Annotated in this window: 13 protein-coding genes; 5 read left to right on the top strand and 8 right to left on the bottom strand. The window is 69.5% G+C overall.

Features of this window, described 5'->3' with window-relative positions; all coding sequences use genetic code 11:
* The first annotated feature begins 164 nt into the window (after positions 1-164).
* Positions 165-1,562 (top strand): cell division initiation protein, encoded by a 1,398-nt coding sequence (locus MICNX66_RS02515; RefSeq protein ID WP_187663202.1) that lies wholly within the window; start codon positions 165-167, stop codon positions 1,560-1,562.
* Positions 1,563-1,626: 64 nt separating this feature from the next.
* On the opposite strand, the gene MICNX66_RS02510 is transcribed toward MICNX66_RS02515, so the two are convergent.
* The 3 genes from MICNX66_RS02510 to MICNX66_RS02500 form a co-directional block, all read right to left on the bottom strand.
* Entirely contained in the window at positions 1,627-2,694 is a 1,068-nt protein-coding gene (locus MICNX66_RS02510; RefSeq protein ID WP_232089173.1) for a fatty acid desaturase family protein, read from the bottom strand.
* A gap of 151 nt (positions 2,695-2,845) precedes the next feature.
* The gene (locus MICNX66_RS02505; RefSeq protein WP_187663200.1) at positions 2,846-3,124 is read right to left on the bottom strand and encodes a hypothetical protein; all 279 of its coding nucleotides are present in this window, start codon (positions 3,122-3,124) and stop codon (positions 2,846-2,848) included.
* A gap of 195 nt (positions 3,125-3,319) precedes the next feature.
* Positions 3,320-4,276: an intradiol ring-cleavage dioxygenase gene (locus tag MICNX66_RS02500; protein WP_187663199.1), complete on the bottom strand. Its 957-nt coding sequence runs from the start codon at positions 4,274-4,276 to the stop codon at positions 3,320-3,322.
* 367 nt (positions 4,277-4,643) lie between these two features.
* Here MICNX66_RS02500 and MICNX66_RS02495 point away from each other — a divergent pair, with 367 nt between their 5' ends.
* A complete protein-coding gene (locus MICNX66_RS02495; RefSeq protein WP_187663198.1) occupies positions 4,644-5,258 on the top strand; it encodes a TetR/AcrR family transcriptional regulator in 615 nt (204 codons plus the stop codon).
* 9 nt (positions 5,259-5,267) lie between these two features.
* On the opposite strand, the gene MICNX66_RS02490 is transcribed toward MICNX66_RS02495, so the two are convergent.
* On the bottom strand, positions 5,268-6,458 hold the full coding sequence (locus MICNX66_RS02490) for a low temperature requirement protein A (RefSeq protein WP_232089172.1): 1,191 nt from the start codon (positions 6,456-6,458) through the stop codon (positions 5,268-5,270).
* Between the two features lie 313 nt (positions 6,459-6,771).
* Here MICNX66_RS02490 and MICNX66_RS02485 point away from each other — a divergent pair, with 313 nt between their 5' ends.
* Genes MICNX66_RS02485 through MICNX66_RS02475 form a run of 3 tightly spaced genes read left to right on the top strand, consistent with a single transcriptional unit; the run spans position 6,772 to position 10,629 of the window.
* A complete protein-coding gene (locus tag MICNX66_RS02485; protein ID WP_187663197.1) occupies positions 6,772-8,298 on the top strand; it encodes a sugar transferase in 1,527 nt (508 codons plus the stop codon).
* A 4-nt stretch (positions 8,299-8,302) separates the two neighbouring features.
* Complete coding sequence (locus MICNX66_RS02480; protein ID WP_187663196.1) at positions 8,303-9,496, top strand: DUF1972 domain-containing protein; 1,194 nt, start codon at positions 8,303-8,305, stop codon at positions 9,494-9,496.
* Complete coding sequence (locus MICNX66_RS02475; protein WP_187663195.1) at positions 9,493-10,629, top strand: glycosyltransferase; 1,137 nt, start codon at positions 9,493-9,495, stop codon at positions 10,627-10,629. The genes MICNX66_RS02480 and MICNX66_RS02475 overlap by 4 nt, the downstream gene beginning before the upstream one ends.
* Positions 10,630-10,674: 45 nt before the next feature.
* Here MICNX66_RS02475 and MICNX66_RS02470 read toward each other — a convergent pair whose 3' ends face one another.
* The 4 genes from MICNX66_RS02470 to MICNX66_RS02455 form a co-directional block, all read right to left on the bottom strand.
* Positions 10,675-11,985 carry a hypothetical protein gene (locus tag MICNX66_RS02470; protein WP_187663194.1) on the bottom strand — a complete coding sequence of 437 codons (1,311 nt, stop codon included), beginning with the start codon at positions 11,983-11,985 and terminating at the stop codon, positions 10,675-10,677.
* Positions 11,986-11,995: 10 nt separating this feature from the next.
* The gene (locus tag MICNX66_RS02465) at positions 11,996-14,620 is read right to left on the bottom strand and encodes a right-handed parallel beta-helix repeat-containing protein (RefSeq protein WP_232089171.1); all 2,625 of its coding nucleotides are present in this window, start codon (positions 14,618-14,620) and stop codon (positions 11,996-11,998) included.
* Between the two features lie 184 nt (positions 14,621-14,804).
* Entirely contained in the window at positions 14,805-16,157 is a 1,353-nt protein-coding gene (locus MICNX66_RS02460) for a polysaccharide biosynthesis tyrosine autokinase (protein WP_187663193.1), read from the bottom strand.
* Positions 16,158-16,212: 55 nt separating this feature from the next.
* Positions 16,213-17,520: a hypothetical protein gene (locus MICNX66_RS02455; RefSeq protein WP_187663192.1), complete on the bottom strand. Its 1,308-nt coding sequence runs from the start codon at positions 17,518-17,520 to the stop codon at positions 16,213-16,215.
* Positions 17,521-17,527: the final 7 nt, after the last annotated feature.

The following is a 17,527-nucleotide window of genomic DNA, read 5'->3' as shown; positions in this document are numbered from 1 at the left end:
TCTCAGGCGACGCAATTAGGCTAGACGCGCGCCGCGCCCCGCGGGGACTCGGATGACGACCCGGTCGTGGCGCATGCCGGAGGCCTCCTCCTCCGTGCTTGCGATCCCGTCCACGGAAACGAAGTCCGCTTCGTGTCGCGGACACGCCAGAAAGGCTTGAACCCATGAGCGAATCCTCGGGCACTCCCCGCGACGACGAGCGGTCGCCGGACTTCTTCGATCAGCTGATCGAGACGAATCCCCGCGACACGTCGTCCTCAACCTCGGCCGCATTCACCATCGGATTCCGCGGCTACGACAAGGGCGAGGTCGACGCCGCGCTCGCATCGATGCGAGCCCAGCTCCAGCAGGCGGCCGATGAGGTGGCCGAGGCGAAGGCCCGCGAGGCCGAGTCGGTCGACGCGGTCAAGGCCGAGGAGCGAGAGGCACGGGAGGCCCTCGAGGCCGAGCTCGCCGCGGCGAACGCCAAGGCCTCGGACGCGGAGCAGCAGGTGGCGACGCTCACCTCCGAGCTCGTCGACATGCCGCAGGCCGACGGTGAGGAAGCGCCGTCTCGCCAGCAGTTCGAGGCGATCCTGCGGGTGGCCGAGGAGCAGGCGAACGTCCTCATCCAGAACGCCGCCGTGCAGGCCGACCGCCTGATGACCTCTGCCCGCGAAGAAGTCGCCGCGCAGCGCGCCGAGGCCGAGGCGGATGCCGAGCGCATCATCTCCCAGGCTCAGCGCGACGCCGACCAGGTGCGACTGAAGATGGAGACCGAGTACACGGCCCATGAGGCGCGCATCGAGCGCGAGGCCGCACACGCCGCGGAGAAGGTCAGCCAGGCGTCGCAGGAGGCCACGGCGATCCGCACCGAGGCCGAGAAGGGGGCCGCCGCGCTGCGTTCCCTCGTCACGCGCGAGACCACCCAGCTGCGGGCGGACGCCGAGCGCGAGGTACGCGAGATGAACGCCCGCGTGCTGGAGTTCGAGGAGACCCTCACCCGCCGGCAGGACGACGCGCAGCAGGAGTTCCTGGTCCTCCACAACCAGGCCGTCGCCCACGCCGAGCGCATCACGACCGACGCCAACGAGCAGGTGACGGCCTCGCTGGAGCACGCCCAGCGCATCTCCGCGAAGGCCGACGGCTACGAGAAGCTCATGCGCTCGCAGGCGCAGGCGATCGAGGCCGACGCACAGGTCCGTGCGCGGGACATCCTCGAGCGTGCCCGCGTGAAGTCGCAGAAGATCGTCGATGCGGTGACCGGCCACACCTCCACCGTCCTCCGCGACGCCGAGGACCGAGCCCGTCAGCTGCGGTGGCAGCAGCAGCAGCTCACCAGCTTCATGGCCGAGGTGCGCGAGCTCATCCGGCCCGACGGCATCTTCAGCGACGACAGCCTCCCCACGGAGATCGCGGTGACCGAGGCCACGATCGACGAGGACGACGAGAACGAGGACGACGTCGAGGCGTCCGTCGAGAGCTTCCGCGGAGACGAGGTCCTCGACGACGAGCTCGACGACGACCGTCCGCTGGAGAAGATCACGATCGACGTCGTCGAGACGGACGACTCGAAGCGCTGATCCGCGCGGATACGACGAAGGGGCGAGCAGCTGTCTGCTCGCCCCTTCGTCGTCTCCGTGTGCGTCAGGCGCGACGGAGCTGTGCCGCCGCGGGGCAGTCGAACGGGTCGCGCGCCGCCAGGCCCACCCGGTTCAGGTAGGCGATGACGATCGCGTACGAGCGCCCGAGACTCGTCTCCGTGTACGGGATGCCGTTGGCGGCGCAGTAGTCGCGCACGATGCCGCGAGCCTTCGACAGGTGCAGCCGCGACATGTTCGGGAAGAGGTGGTGCTCCACCTGGTGATTGAGGCCGCCCATGAGCCCGGTGACCCACCATCCGCCGCGGATGTTGCGCGACGTGCGCACCTGCTTCGAGAAGAAGTCGAGCTTGGCGTCCGGCGCGATGACCGGCATGCCCTTGTGGTTGGGGGCGAAGGATGCGCCCATGTAGACGCCGAAGACCGCGAGCTGCACACCCAGGAACGCGAAGGCCATGCCGACGGGCAGCAGGAGGAACAGCGGCACGAGGAGGACGGCGAACCGCAGCACGATGAGTCCGAGCTCGATCCAGCGACCCTTCACGTTCTTGCGCGTCATCAGGTGCTTCAGACCCAGGAAGTGCAGGTTGAGCCCCTCCAGCGTCAGAAGGGGGAAGAAGAGCCAGCCCTGCTTCCGCGTGATGAGCCGGACGATGCCACGCGACTGTGCCGCATCCTCCTCCAGGAAGGAGATGGTGTCGACCTGGATGTCAGGGTCCTTGCCGACCTGGTTCGGGTTGCCGTGGTGGCGGGTGTGCTTGGAATCCCACCAGTGGTAGCTCATGCCGATGATGCCGGCGAGCACGCGGGCCAGGCGGAAGTTCGCCGGTCCTGTGGAGAGGATCTGGCGGTGCGCGGCCTCATGGGCGAGGAACGCGACCTGCGTGAAGACGATGCCCAGGGCGGCGGCGATGAGCAGCTGGAACCAGCTGTCACCGAGGAGCAGGAATCCGGCGACGCAACCGGCGAAGGCGACGACCAGCGCGGCGCCGACGAGCGAGTAGAACACGGGCGTCCGCTGCAGGAGCCCGGTCTCCTTCACGACCTGCTGCACGTCCCGGTAGGCCCGGGCGAGCGGCGGGAAGTCCGCGTTGCCGGCATAGGTCTGACGCACGGGCCCCAGAGTGGCGGTGACGGACGGGGAGGGTGAAAGGGAGATGATGCTCTCCTGCCGATCGGGAGCCCTTGAGCTGAGGTAGCCAAGGGCGGATGCCGATCGCTGTGGCCACACTAACCGCGCCCGCATACGCGAGCCGGCATACGAGTCAGGCTCGCGCCCGCCGCATGCGCCGACGGCGGGGGCGCGGGCGAGTCGGCGACGCCGCGGCGCGCTTCGGCTCGTTCGCCTCGGCGAGCGCACGGAAGGCGTCGTCGAGGGAGGGGAAGGATCCGAGATCGGTGCCACGCTCGTCGCGCAGTCGGTGCGCGGATCCGTCGAACTCGACGAATCCGGCGAATTCGCCGTTCCGGGTGGCGACGTGCACGTCGACGTCGGCCTGCTTCCAGGTGAGAGGGGTGGACGGAGGGATGGTGGTGGTGCTCATGCTCATGCTCATTGCTGTGGGGCGGGCGCGCTGTCGCGCTCCGCACGTGAAGAGACCGAGGGCGGATTCCGCGCGCGTCGATGTGCGTGGTCCGTGGATGGCCCTGATCAGTGGCGACGAGGCGGCCGAGAGGGGGCGAAACGCACACGTTGCACGATCAGTCTAGCAGATCCACGGAACCACGCTCCGACGACCTCAACTTCCCGGCGGGCGTCCGCTCCCGCTCCCGCCCGGTGCGGAACCGGCGCTCGGGGCGGTCGTGGTGTCGACGCCGATCACGAGCGTCGCCGTGTAGCCGCCGGCGACGCTCCCCGTCGTCGTCGCGAGTTGCGATGCCCCGCCGTCGTCGCTGAAGACGTTGTCGGAGGTCAGCGTGATCCGTGCCAGGTTGTCCGCCGATCCGGCGTATGCCGTCTCCGCGTAGACCGCTCCGCAGGCGTCTTCGGGCAGCGCGAGCTGGGATGTCGCGATCGCGTTCGATGCTTCGGTGATCGACGCCGCGTCCGGGTAGACCTCGAAGTGGATGTGGGGCCACCGCCCCGAATAGCACCCGGGGAACACGGACGTGAAGGAGACCCTGCCGTCCTCGTCAGCGACCTGCACCCCTCGGAGATAGGAGACGTCCTCGAGCCCCGACGAGTAGAGCGAGTACTCCCCCTGGGCGTTGCAGTGCCAGGCGTACACGGCGACGCCCGCGAACGGCCCCCCTCCGTTCGCGAGGTCGAGGATCTGCAACTCGAACGAGAGCGGGACCCCGTCCGCGGTGGCACCGCCGTCGATGGACGAGCGGATGTCCTGGCGGATGATCCCCGCCTCGTCGAGGACGTCGGGACCGTTCGAGCCGTCGCCCGGGTAGGGACCGGCGGTCTCATCCGGGATCTCCGTGATCGCGGAGTCCGATGCGGTGGCGCCGGCGCTGGGCGTGGGCGTGGCGGTCGTCGACGACGAGCCGGTGGCTGCCGGGGCGCAGGCGGCGAGGACGACGGCGCCGAGGCCGAGGCCGCCGCCGATCAGGAGCCCGCGGCGGCTCATCAGCGTCCGGAGATCGAAGGCGACGCCCTGGTCGACCACCTCTTCGTCCGCGCGATCCAGCGGTCGTCCTTCGTACATGGGCCCCTGCGGCGTCGACGTCGGTTCGGGGATTCGGCTCATGATGTGCTCCTCTCGAGCGTGGGCGGCGTTGCCCCCGATGCTCGACGAGTGAACAATCAGGGAGCTATGCGCGACCGATGAGGAGCCTAGAAGCGGGAGCAGAGCGGAGGATGCGGGGACATCGCTCCGCTCTGCAGCGCTGGCGCTCGAAGAACTCGGCGGACAACGCAGGGCCGGGGCGATGGGGGAATCGCTCGCGCGGCCACGAAGACGGCCGGCATGCAGGGGACATGCGCGGCCGTGGCGCATCCAGTGCAACACGCGGCTTGGCACCTGTCAAGTTTTTCCTGGACGTCTGTCCAGATCCGCGAGAATGCCATAGCATTGCCCGCACCGATCCCGAAGGGGACGAGACCGGGGGCACAGCATGACGACGGCGACCAAGAGGGCGGAACGCGCAGGGGTGGACAAGTTCGCGATCCGCCGGCGAGCGCTGGCCGAAGCGGCGCTGGAGGCGATCGCCGAGCGCGGGTTCGCCAGGACGGGACTCCGCGAGATCGCCCAGCATTCGGAGCTCTCGCACGGAGCCCTGCACTACTACTTCACCGACAAGAACGACCTCATCGCGGAGGCCGTGCGGATCTCCAAGGGCGGGCTCGGTGACCGCTACCTCGCCGTCATGGAGGAGGCGGAGACCGCGGAGGACCTGGCGGCCGGCGCCGCGGAGGAACTCGCCAGGAGCGTGCACGACGACGCCCGCCTGCACCGGCTCTGGTACGACCTCCGCAATCAATCGCTGTTCGAGTCCGGCTTCGGCGACACGATCGCGGAGGTCGAGGCCGACCTGCAGGAGGCCATCTGGCGTGTGGTCGAGCGCTACTCCGAGCTGCGCGGTCGGCCCTGCCGCTTCACGCCGCTCTTCGCGTATGCGCTGACGGACGGCATGATGCAGCACGCCCTCATCCGTCACCTCCGCGGTGACACCGAGGCGATCGCGCGCCTGCGCGTCGAATGCCTGGACCTGTTCGCCGCCAGCGTCTGACCGCGGCGCTCAGGCGTCCGTCGCCGCGGCGCCGCGGGGAATCGGCGGCCGCATCACCAGCACCGCCACGATCCCCACCATGACCGCTGCCGTCAGCGCCACCGGCACGGGCACGAACGGGTCGAGCAGGACGAGCAGCGCCCCCACGGGGATGACCGTGTTGACGACGTGGTCGGCATTGTCGCGGATGGCGACCCACCAGATCCCGATGAGGAACACCGCGATCGGGATGGACACCGTGAAGGTGGCCGCCACGGGAGCGAGATGGCTCTCCCCCGTCATCACGTCCAGCTCCACCTCGATGCCGGCGGAGAAGGCCGCGGCCGCCGCGAAGACGAAGTAGTGCGTGTAGCCGTAGCGCAGCGAACGGCCGAGAGTGGTGATGGCCCGGTGGTGGGGCGGCCAGAAGTAGATCCACCACAACGCCGCCGTCACGACGAAGGCGAGGGCCGAGATGGCCAGGAGCGGACCCAGGGCCTCCACCTCGTCCAGCGCGTCGATGATCGCGTTGGCGGAGGCGAGGAGGCTCTCGCCGAGCACGATGAGAGTGAACAGACCGTAGCGCTCCGTGATGTGGTGCGGATGCCAGGGTGTCTGGTGCCGGCGCTCGGCGAACACCGGGACCGCGATCTCGATGAGCGCGAAGACGACGAAGGCCGCGAGTTGCACGGGGCCGGACGGGATCAGCAGGAACAGAAGCCACAGCACCTGCACGACGGCGATGCCGAGGGCGTACCGCAGAGCGACGCGCCGGAGCGGGCCCTCGTTCCGCGAGGCGCGCAGCCACTGCGCCACCACCGCGATCCGCATGACGACGTAGCCCACCACGGGGAGCGTGAAGTCGCCCTCCTCGAAGGCCCCGGGGATCCCGGCGGCGAGGATGAGGACGCCCGCCATCTGGACGAACGTGGCGATCCGGTACGGCCAGTCGTCCGTGTCGAACGAGGTCGCGAACCAGGTGAAGTTCATCCACGCCCACCAGATCGCGAAGAAGAGCATCGCGTAGGAGGTGATCCCGTGGAGGAAGTCGCCGTGGCTCAGCGCGTGATGCAGCTGCGCCGAGGCGATGCTCACCGCCACCACGAAGACGAGGTCGAAGAAGAGCTCCAGCGGACTCGCGGCCCGATGCGGCTGTCCGGGGTCGCGCGGCCGCATGGGCTGCAGACGGAAGCGAGGACTCGATGTCGGGTGCGCGGTCACCGCGACAGACTAGCTCCGGGTGCACCCTCGCATGCGGTATTCCGGAACGGGTTTTCACTCACCCCCGGGAAGCGCTTCCGTCAGGCGGCCGAATCCGCTACAGTGATGACCGTCTGCAGTGCCTGCTGCACGCCTCGTCGGTTTGGGACGACGAGGACACCTTCTCGATGTGGGATCGCGAAGCTTCAGCAGGACCCGAGGGGTCGGGACGCAGACGTGTCCGTGAACGTGGGGTTCATGGTCTGGGGAAAACTGGGGAAACGATGGCGCACTGGGGTTATCTGCGTACATTCACGGCTCAAGGGGCCTCGGCATGACTTCCGTCGAGGATGCTCTGAGCATCGCTCGTACGGGTTTCACGCCGATCACGGCTCCGCGGGCGACCGCGTCGGTGACGCATGCGGCGAGCACGCCGCGTGTCTCGGCGACGCTCGAACGACGCCTGCAGTGGGAGCGTCGCTATCGGATGCGACTGCGGATCACGGATGCGGCTGTCATCCTGATCGCCGTCGCACTGACGGCGACGGTCCAGCTGCTCACCGGCGTCACGGTGATCGAGGCCGTGCGCAACGCCGCATTGCTGGGTCTCGCCTGGTACCTGATGCTGTCGGCGCTCAACAGCCGAGCCGCCGCCATCTTCGGGTCTGGGGCCACGGAGTACCGTCGCGTCGCGCACGCGGCGGGTCTCGCCTTCGGCATCACCGCCATTGCGGGCGTGCTCCTGGAGTGGGAAGGGCTGCAGCCGCTGTTCTTCATCGCGCTCCCGGTCGGCATGCTCGGTCTCCTCTTCGCCCGCTGGGCCTGGCGTCGCTGGCTGCAGCGGCAGCGCCTGTCCGGACGGTTCGCGTCGAGGACACTGGTGGTCGGCGCCACCGAGGACGTCGAGTATGTGATCGACTCCCTACAGAAGGGCGGGGAGAACGGCTACCACGTCGTGGGGACGACGTTGCTGGATCGCAATGCCGGCGCGCTCAGGATCGGGGAGAGCATCTACCCGGTCGTGGGCGATCTGGACACCGTCGCCCCCGCGGCGGCACAGCTCGGGGCGGACACCATCATCGTGGCGAGCCGCCCCGAGGGGTCCCCCGACTTCGTCAAGCAGCTCAGCTGGCAGCTCGAAGGCACGGCCGCCGAGCTCGTCCTCTCGAGCCGCCTGACGGACGTCGCGGGTCCTCGCATCTCGCTCCGCCAGGTCGACGGCCTGCCGCTGATCCAGGTGAAGATCCCGACCTACGAGGGCGGCGTCCACCTGCTGAAGCGCGCCCTCGACGTACTGGTGGCCGCCATCGCGCTGATTCCGATCGCGCTGCTCACACCTGTGCTCAGCGCTCTCATCAAGCTCGACTCTCCGGGGCCCGTGTTCTTCTTCCAGGAGCGTGTCGGCCGGGACGGCCGTACGTTCAAGATGGTCAAGTTCCGTTCCATGCGCACCGACGCCGAGAAGCAGCTCGCGGCGCTGAAGGACCACAACGAGGGCGCCGGCCTCCTCTTCAAGATGAAGGACGACCCCCGCGTGACCCGCGTCGGGAAGGTGCTGCGCAAGCTGTCGCTGGATGAGCTCCCGCAGTTCTGGAACGTGCTGGTCGGCGACATGAGCGTCGTCGGTCCGCGGCCGCCGCTGCCCAGCGAGGTCACCGCTTACGACGGCACTGTGTTCCGCCGCCTGTACATCAAGCCCGGGATCACGGGTCTGTGGCAGGTCTCCGGACGCAGCGACCTGTCGTGGGACGAGAGCGTGCGGCTCGACCTGCGCTACGTGGAGAACTGGTCCGTCATGAACGATCTGCAGATCATGTGGCGCACCGCGAAGGTCATGGCGCAGCCGAGCGGGGCATACTGAGCGGATGAGCACTACGACACCCCTCACGATCGCGATGGTGGGGACCCGCGGCGTGCCTGCGGCCTACGGCGGATTCGAGACGGCCATCGAAGAGGTGGGGCGACGGCTCGCCGACCGTGGCCACGACGTCGTCGTGTACACCCGCGGCTCCGAGCACCGCGAGAAGGAGTACCTCGGCATGCGCGTGGTGCACCTCCCCGCGGTCCCGGTGAAGCAGATCGAGACCCTCAGCCACACCGGGCTGTCGGCCCTGCATCTGCTCTTCCACCGCCGCCCCGACGCGACCTTCGTCTTCAACGCCGCGAACTCGCCGTTCCTCCCGCTGCTCCGGCTGCGCCGGGCGCCCGTCGCCCTGCACATGGACGGTCTGGAGTGGCGCCGGTCGAAGTGGGGTCCCCGCGGCAAGGCGTACTATCGCTGGGCCGAGCAGTTCGGCGTCCGCACCGCGGACGCGCTCATCGCCGACGCCCCCGGCATCTCCGACTACTACCACCACCAGTTCGACGTGCCCACGGAGCTCATCCGATACGGCGCGCCGATCCTCGATCAGCCGTCGACGCACCGCCTGGCCGAGATGGACCTCACTCCGAACGGCTACCACCTCGTCGTCGCTCGGTTCGAGCCGGAGAACCACGTGCTCGAGATCGTCCGCGGATACCGCGCCAGCGCCGCGCGACTGCCGCTCGTGGTCGTCGGCTCCGCGCCGTACGCCGCCGGGTACATCCAGGAGATCCGGAACGCCGCCGAGGGCGACGAGCGGATCCGCCTCGTGGGCGGCGTCTACGACCAGGAGCTCCTCGACGGGCTCTACGCCCACGCCGCCACCTACCTGCACGGCCACTCCGTCGGAGGCACCAACCCGTCGCTCCTGCGCGCCATGGGGGCGGGCACCGCGGTGATCGGCTACGAGGTGCCCTTCAACCGGGAGGTCCTCGGCGGCAACGGCTGGTTCTTCGCCGACGCGGATGACGTCGCGACCCACGTCGCGGCCGCCGAAGCCGACCCCACGACCCGCGACGCACATGCAGCCGCGGTGCAGGAGATCGCCCGCACGCGCTTCCGCTGGGACGACGTGGCGGACGAGTACGAAGACCTCGCCCGCCGTCTGTCCGAAGGCTCCAGCGTCCACGCGTCCGCGCGGCGCGCGCGCCGACGGAGCGCCGACTGGGCACCCGCCCCCGCGGACGCGACACGATGACCACCGGCGTGAAGAGGAAGACCGTCCTTCTCGTGCATCCCGGTGCCGAGATGTTCGGGTCGGACCGCATGCTCCTCGAGAGCGCGACCGGTCTCGCGGAGGCGGGCGCCCGTGTGGTGGTCGCCCTTCCGAGCTCGGGTCTGCTCGTCCCGCCGCTGCGCGCCGCCGGAGCAGAGGTCGTCATCCTGCCGATGCTCGTCCTGCGCAAGGTGCTGCTCACCCCGCGCGGTCTGCCCCGCCTGTTCCGCGACATGTTCCGGGGCCTCGGCGCCGCATGGCGTCTGATCGGACGCGTGCGCCCCGACGCCGTCTACGTGTCGACCATCATCATTCCGCAATGGCCCCTCGTGGCCCGACTCCGCGGCACTCGCGCGGTCAGTCACGTGCACGAGGCGGAGGCCTCCGGGAGCACGCTGGTGAACCGCCTGCTCTACATGCCGCACCTCGCCTCGGTCCGCACCCTCGTGAACAGCCGCTTCAGCCTCGACACCATCCGGCGCGCGCTGCCCGCTCTCGCCGACCGCACCCGGATCGTCGCCAACGGCGTCGCGTCGCCCCCGCACCCCGCGCCGCCGCGGCCCCGGATCGACGGCGCCCTCCGCGTGCTGTACGTCGGGCGGCTCTCGCCTCGGAAGGGTCCCGACCTCGTCATCGACGCCGCGGCGGCAGTGCAGGCGGAGGGGCGGCCCGTCGAGGTCACGCTCCTCGGGGCGGTCTTCGAGGGATACGAATGGTACGAGCGCGAACTGCGCGCCCGTGCCGCAGAGACCGGGGTCTCCGTCACCTTCGCGGGATTCCACGCCGACATCTGGCCGTTCCTCGCGGAAGCCGACGTGCTGGTCGTGCCCTCCCGGGTGGACGAGCCGTTCGGGAACACTGCAGTCGAGGGCGTGCTGGGGCTCCGCCCCGTCATCGCGAGCGACAGCAGCGGTCTGCGCGAGGCCGCGGGCGGCTACGCCACCGCGCAGCTGGTCGCACCCGACGATGCTCCGGCGATCGCCGCCGCACTCGACGACGTGTGCGCACGGTGGGACGACCTCGTGGGCAGTGTGGCCGAGAGCCGCGACGAAGCCCTGCGTCGGCACGCACCTGCGGTCTACCGCGCCGGCGTCACCGCCGGCGTCCTCGACTGACGACCCGCCGGTATCCGCACGGCGCCGGGCGCACGCGACCTGGGCTCACGCCGAGACGGCAGCCTCGGCCGTGAGCCGCGCCCGATGACGCACGATGTAGATCGAGAACGGGATCAGCTGACAGACCAGAAGCGCGAAGGCGACACCGAGGAGCGGACCGGCGATACCGAGGATCGGTGTGAGGACGAACGCCAGGGTGACCCCGACCGCGGCCATGCTGAGGGTGGGGATCACCTGGAATCGGATCCCGGGCTTGTCCATGATGAACATCCCGAGCGGGTAGACAGCCGCCGTGAGCATGATCATGAGGCCGAACGCGAAGATCGTGGTCGGCCGGACCTCCAGCTCTCCCTGCGTGATGAACCCGAACAGCCACGGCCCGACGAGCCACACCACCACCGTCGCGAGGGCGACCGCCACGGCGAACAGTCCGGAGAGCAGGAACGGTCCGCGGCGGAGATCGCCCTGGTGTCGCATGCGGGCGAAATGCGGCCAGAGCGCGAGCCCACCGGCCATCACCAGACCGTTGAGCGCGAAGAAGACCTGCCCGGCCACACCGTACTCGGCGACGTCGGTCGGACCGCCGAGCTGGGCGATCACGTACCGCTGCGACCCCACCGCGATCGGATACGTCACCATCTGAGCCAGCATCGGCCATCCCACGTCCATCACCCGTACGCCAGGGAACCGTCGCGGGCGCAGAACCATGCGCGCAGCCTCGGGGATCAACGGAGACGTGGTCCGAGCGGTGATGAGGACGCCGAGGATCGAGACGATCAGCGAGGCCGCGAACGACGCGATCGCCGCGTAGGAATGCAGATTCTCGCCACCGAACGTCAGCAGCAGCCACACCCCGGCCAGCGTGAGCGGCGAGATGAGGCCCTGCAGCAGGATCACGATGTGGTTCTTGCGCTGCCCGAGCATGATCCGCGCCCAGATGCCCAGCGGGATACCGAGACAGAAGATCGTCACGCAGAAGAAGGCGGCCAGCGACGCCCCCGGCTCTCCTCCGGCATCGCCGAACACGATCTCCCAGGCACCGGTGGCCAGGAGCACGGTGTTGATCGCCATGGCGGAGGCCGCGAACATCAGCAGCACCCGGCCGACCGACGTGAGCTGATAGCGGAGCTTCTCGTCCGTCCTCACGTCGTCGCTCGTGGCCACGGCGTTCACGAGCACGGCGCCGCTACCGAGATCGGTGAAGGTCAGCAGCGACGGGATCGTCGTGAGCAGCGTGTAGAGGGCGAAGCTGCCGACGCCCGCGTCTCCGATGATCATCCGCGTCGTGAGAACGCCGCAGACCAGCGCGATGACCATCGTCAGCGCGCGGGCGCCGACAGCGAGAAGAGAACCCATACCTAGATCGTCACCGCGGCAGGGCTCCCAGCGTCGCGCTGTTGCCGGGGAGTCGCGATACCGAGGCGATATCCGCCGGCACGGGGACCGCCACTGCGGCCTGCCGCTGCGCCTGCGCGGGGGCCAGCACGTACGTGGCGGACACCACGGAGGCTCCCTGCACGAACTGCGAGCGGCGGTCCTGACCCGTCGCCGCGGTGAACGCCGCGAGGGTGTCTGCCACCGCCGGATCCCGCGAGACGGATCCCTTCGACCATGCCGAGAACCATCGGGGCGTGCCGGGGGCGGTGCGGTGGTAGAGGTTGCCGTTCACGCTCGACATCATCTGCGCACCGGTGAAGGTGGTCGAGTAGTCCTGTACGCAGACCAGGCAGTTGCCCGCGCTCTCCGCCATGACGTTGTTGGACATCACGGTGTTGCGCACGATCCACGGCGCCAGCGGTGCGAAGCGCGTGCGCGGATCGTGGCCCGCCGCGTTCGGGTCGGAGGCTCGGCGACCGTCCTGACCGATGCTGACGTTCCGGTTGGCGTTGCCGACGAAGGTGTTGTTCCAGATCTTCACGTTGCCGGAGTTCAGGACGAACAGCCCGAAGTCGCCGTTGCGGGCGATGATGTTGTCGGCGACGACCGCCCGCTCCGAGAGCTCGACCATGACACCGTGACCGGTGTTGCCGATCACGTCGTTACCCGTGAAGACGATGTCGATGACCGATTCGTCGAACCACGGACCACGACCGGCGTTACCCGTGAACGCGCTGTCGGTGACGGTCACTCCGCGCGTCCGGGTGACCTTGAACGCGCCGGACACCGGGGAGTGGTTGAAGCGCTCGGCGTTGTTCCCGACGGAGAGCATCTGCTTCACCTTCAAGCCGTCGGCCTGGGAGGCGCCGCCACCGAGGAGACCGTTGCCGATCAACGAGACGCGCGTCAACGTCGTCCTCGGCGCCCAGGAGTAGAAGCCGGTCGTCGAGTTGTCGCGGATCGTCACGTCGGCGAGCGTGATGTCGCTCGCTGCGGCGATGACGGTCCCCATCTGGGGCACACTGGTGGCGTACCGGCGGATGCCGATGCCGCGCACCTCGGATCCGGCGGACCGGATCGAGAGCGCCTGGGTGAGCACGCTCGCCTCCACGGGCTTGCCCGTCGGGTCGGTGCCGATCACGAGCCGCTTCGCCCGATCGTCGACGAAGAAGGTCCCGGCGACGACCTGCGCGGCAGAGGCGACCTCCCGCAGCTGCACGCCCGCGACCCACACCTGGTCCGGATGCGCGGCCATCGGGTGCGCGGGATCGACGAAGCGCCACTCCGGCTGGGTGTTGTCGGGCGCTCCCTTCGTGTATGTGGGGCTCGAGTCGAGCGCGGTCCCCCAGCCGTCGACCGTCCAGGTCTTGCCTGCGGGCTTCCAGCCGGTGACGGTCTTCGCGCCGTCCATCCAGACCGCCTCGTTCGGAGCGGGCTGGATCGTGACGCGCTTCTGCGGCGGCACGACGATCTCCTCGTGGTAGGTGCCACCGCGGAGCACGATGGTGCCGCCGTTCGGTACCAGCCGCAGCGCGGCCGCGATCGTGCGCACCGGCGAGTTCTTCGTACCGGCAGCGCCGTCCGATCCGCCCGGCGCCGCGTAGATCGCGGTGGCGGGTGCCGGGTACGACAGCGACCCCGGGGCGGCGGCGCCCGGCTTCCCGCGGACACCGGCCGGGGTGGCAGGTGGAGCGGGTGTCACCGGGGTGGTCGGCGTCACCGGGGGAACCGGAACCGGGTTCGGCGCAGGAGCCGGGTTCGGCGCGGGGGCGGGCGTCGGCGTCGGCGTCGGAGTGGGAGTCGCCACCGGCGCGGGCGCGGCTGCGAGCACGTCGTCGATCGCGAGCGGGACGGCGGCCTTCGCTCCGGAGGACGTGTACAGCGCGAAGCCGTAACCACCCGCGGCCGTGATCCGCGTGGCCGAGGAATCGGCGTGCGTCACCTGCCACGCGGACGGCTCGTCCCCATCTGCCGCCCAGGCCTTGGCCGCGAGCGTCACCGGACTGGTCCCGGTCACGTCGAGGGCGACGCGCAGCGACATGCCCGTCGTCACCGGGAAGGGGAGTCGTCGCTCGCTCAGGTTCTGCACAGTGGTGAGGTCGGTCATCCGGACCACGGACACGTAGGCGGAGCCGTCGGGGTGCACGCGGAGACGCACACCGTAGGAGTCCTTGCCGACGATGCGGACGGCCTGGGCCAGGTAGAGCGGACCGCCGACGGGGAGGGCGGGGACCGTCACCGTGTAGCGGCTCGACACATCCGCCGCGGTCACCCCGGCCACGGTCGCCCGCGCCGTGATCCCGGGCTTCCGGCTGGCGAGCATCGCCTGCCCGTTCCCGACGCTCGACGCACCCTCGACGACACGCCAGGCCCCGACGGGAGAGGCGCCCCAGCCGGAGGCGACGGTGCGGTTCATCGGGTCGGAGAGGAGGGGACCCGCAGACGCTGCCGCCGGTCGGGCCGAAGGCGAGGCGGCGGCGACCGCCGCGGAGGCCGGTGCGGCGATCAGCACTCCGGAGAGCGCGACGGTGACGCCCAGGGCACCCGCGAGCAGGCGATGGCGACGCCGTGGCGCCGCTGGCGATGAGAGACGAACAGGGAACGGAAAGGACACGATGTCACCGTTTCTGGGGTGGAATACACGATCACCCACGCTTCGCCGCAGTTTCAACCCCGGCGACAAAGTGCGAGCCCCCCTCGCAACCCATGAAGAATAACCGCCCGTCTGGACGATGGCAAACGATTCGAGCCCTTCCGCCGATATGCTGCACGCCTCCCCCGGGAGGACGGCGGGTCGCTCACTCGCTGTAGTACTCGCTGCGATGCCGGTCCGGACGCGCACGGTTGAGGACCGTGCCGAGGATGCGGGCGCCGCCCGATTCCAGCGATTTGATGCTCTTCGCCAGTGCCGCCCGCCGCGTCTTGGTGGCGTCGACGACGAGGATGACACCGTCCGTCTGGGTGGCCAGGAGGTTGGCGTCCGCGACGCTCAGCGTCGGGGGCGAGTCGATCACGACGTAGTCGTAGTCCGCCGCGGCGAAGTCGAGAAGCTGTGCCATGCGCGCCGACGTGAGCAGCTCGGCGGGGTTCGGCGGGATCGTCCCGGCGGGGAGGATGTCCAGCGTGGTGTCCGCGACGCGGTGCTTGGCCACCTCGAACTCCACCTCGTCGAGCAGGACGCTCGTGAGTCCGACCGAACCGTCGATGCCGGCGTGCTCGTGGGCACGCGGGCGGCGCATGTCGGCGTCGATGAGCAGGACGGAATTACGGAGCGCGGCGAGGGTCATCGCGAGGTTCACCGACACGGTCGACTTGCCCTCGGCGGGCATACCGGAGGTCACCAGCAGCACCTTCACCCGGGACGACACGTTCGCGTACGCGAGCGCCGACCGGATGCGGCGGAACTCCTCCGAGGTGTGGCCGAGCGGCTCCTGGGCGACGGCGATTCCCCGTGCCTCCAGCAGCGGCGACTTGGAGACGACGCCGAGCACGGGATCCCCGCCGGCCTGCGTCAGCGCCTCCTCGTTGCGGACACGGGTGTCCAGCACACCGATGAGCACGGCGGCCGCAAGGCCGAGCACGCCTCCGAGGAAACCGCCGAGGGCCGCGTCCCTGGGCTTGCTCGGAGTGAACTGGAACTCGGGGACGACGGCGTCGTCGATGACCTCGGCGGTGATGGTGGACTCGCCCTGCGGATCCTTCGGAGCGACGTCCTTGACGACCGTGATGAGCTGCTCGGCGACGGCGTTCGCGAGCTCGGCCGCAGCTTCCGGGTCGTCCGTGATGCCGGTGATCCGCAGGGTGACGGTGCTCTGCGGGATGGTCACCTCGATGTCCCTCGCGAGCGCGCGGGGCGTCGTGTCGAGCTCGAGCTCCTCGATAACCGGATCGAGCACGCGCGAGCTCGTCGCCAGCTGGGCGAACGACAGCATCTGGCTCTGGGTGTACACCGAGCCCTGGTTGAGGTCCGAGGCGCTCGTGCCCTGGTTCAGCGCGAAGTACAGCGAGGTCGTCGCCTGGAACAACGGCGTCTGCAGCGACGCGTATCCGTACGACCCCGCGGCGCCCACGACGCCGCACAGCACGATCAACCACCAGAACTTGCGCAGCGAGCCCGCGATGACACGCAGGCTGACCCGGCTCTCGGCCATGACTCCCCATTCCCCCTGAGGTCTCGATTCTAGAGGAGCCATCTGCACGGCCCGTTCACGTCTGCCGCACCTGTGGAGCGGGTCCGGTCGTCGCCGGCGGTGATGCCGTCCCGAGATCCCGCAGGAAGGCCTCTTCCGCGGTGGTGGATCGCGTTCCGGCGTCGCGCGCCCAGGTCACCGCGAGCCCGACGCAGAACCACAGGAACATGCTGTACTGCGTGATGAGGGCGACGACGACCAGGCTCGGGAGCTGTCCGACGACGGCGAGGGCGGCGGGACTCCGCGTCGAGCGCCGCACGGCCATCAGCGCCGCGCAGACGACGGCCGCCATGATGAGCAGGGTCGGCACGTACCCGTACCGGAGGAGCGTGAGCACGAGGGCGTTGTCCACCGACCGGGCGAAGTATCCGAGGTAGTAGTCGCCGGAGACGAGGGAATGCCAGTCGCCGGGGTTCCCGAACAGCTGCACCTGTTCCAGGAGGACCAGCAGGTCCGTGCGGTAGTCGGCGCTGCCTCCGGCCTCGTCCCCCGCGGCACCGAAGACGGAATCGATGACGGGGATGACGATCGCGGTGCCGATCACCCCGGCGACGGCCACCGTCACCCGGAAGCGCGTCGAGACCCCGACGATGAGGAAGGTGGACAGGACGAGTGTCAACACCAGTGTGAGCAGGCCCGCCCGACTGAACGTGAAGACCGTGGCGGTGGCGATGAGCACGATGCCGGTGATCTTCGGGAACAGTCGCCATCGCGTCGCCACGACGAACGCGGAGGACATCGCCAGCGCGGCGCCGAGCGCGATCGAGTGCCCCCACGCCCCCTCCGCACGCAGCACCCCGCCGCGCTCCTGCAGCGGGCTCCATGTGTCGTACACCACGCCGGATCCGGGAATGAGGACGAAGGGGTTGAAGGAGGTGAGGAACTCGACGACCGCGAGAGCGGCGGCCACGATGGCCACGACCGCGATCGTCGAGGTGATCCACTCGGTCGTCACGCGAGCGAGCACCACGCGCCCCCAGATGTAGGGGATCACCCACTCGAGAAGCGATGCCACGAGGGAGGCGAGGTCGACCGTGCCGAACCCGTACAACCCGACGACGACGAGGACGAACGCGGCGACCCAGGCATCGGCCGCCCGCAACGGCACCACCGACCAGTTCACGATGATCAGCAGGACGGTGAGCAGGGTGATCGCCGCCCAGTAGAAGCTGATGTTCACCCCTACCCAGAGAGGCACGAAGAACAGCACGACCGCCCACACGACGAAGGCGGTACGCGGGAGCAGCCGGAGTGCGAACACGACGATGGCCACTGCCGCGATTCCACCGAAGGCGAGGAGCGCGATCGGGACAGCAGTGGCCATGCGTCAG

It is taken from the genome of Microbacterium sp. Nx66, from assembly GCF_904066215.1.
In the GTDB taxonomy this organism is placed as follows: Bacteria; Actinomycetota; Actinomycetes; order Actinomycetales; family Microbacteriaceae; genus Microbacterium; species Microbacterium meiriae.
Note: the sequence above shows the minus strand (reverse complement) of the source record. Positions and strands in the feature narration are given on the sequence as shown.

Bases quoted from the DNA above. Each gene is read 5' to 3' on its own strand.
- MICNX66_RS02515 (WP_187663202.1), top strand. From the start codon at position 165: ATGAGCGAATCCTCGGGCACTCCCCGCGACGACGAGCGGTCGCCGGAC.
- MICNX66_RS02505 (WP_187663200.1), bottom strand. From the start codon at position 3,124: ATGAGCACCACCACCATCCCTCCGTCCACCCCTCTCACCTGGAAGCAG.
- MICNX66_RS02500 (WP_187663199.1), bottom strand. From the start codon at position 4,276: ATGAGCCGAATCCCCGAACCGACGTCGACGCCGCAGGGGCCCATGTAC.
- MICNX66_RS02495 (WP_187663198.1), top strand. From the start codon at position 4,644: ATGACGACGGCGACCAAGAGGGCGGAACGCGCAGGGGTGGACAAGTTC.
- MICNX66_RS02485 (WP_187663197.1), top strand. From the start codon at position 6,772: ATGACTTCCGTCGAGGATGCTCTGAGCATCGCTCGTACGGGTTTCACG.
- MICNX66_RS02480 (WP_187663196.1), top strand. From the start codon at position 8,303: ATGAGCACTACGACACCCCTCACGATCGCGATGGTGGGGACCCGCGGC.
- MICNX66_RS02475 (WP_187663195.1), top strand. From the start codon at position 9,493: ATGACCACCGGCGTGAAGAGGAAGACCGTCCTTCTCGTGCATCCCGGT.
- MICNX66_RS02470 (WP_187663194.1), bottom strand. From the start codon at position 11,985: ATGGGTTCTCTTCTCGCTGTCGGCGCCCGCGCGCTGACGATGGTCATC.
- MICNX66_RS02460 (WP_187663193.1), bottom strand. From the start codon at position 16,157: ATGGCCGAGAGCCGGGTCAGCCTGCGTGTCATCGCGGGCTCGCTGCGC.
- MICNX66_RS02455 (WP_187663192.1), bottom strand. From the start codon at position 17,520: ATGGCCACTGCTGTCCCGATCGCGCTCCTCGCCTTCGGTGGAATCGCG.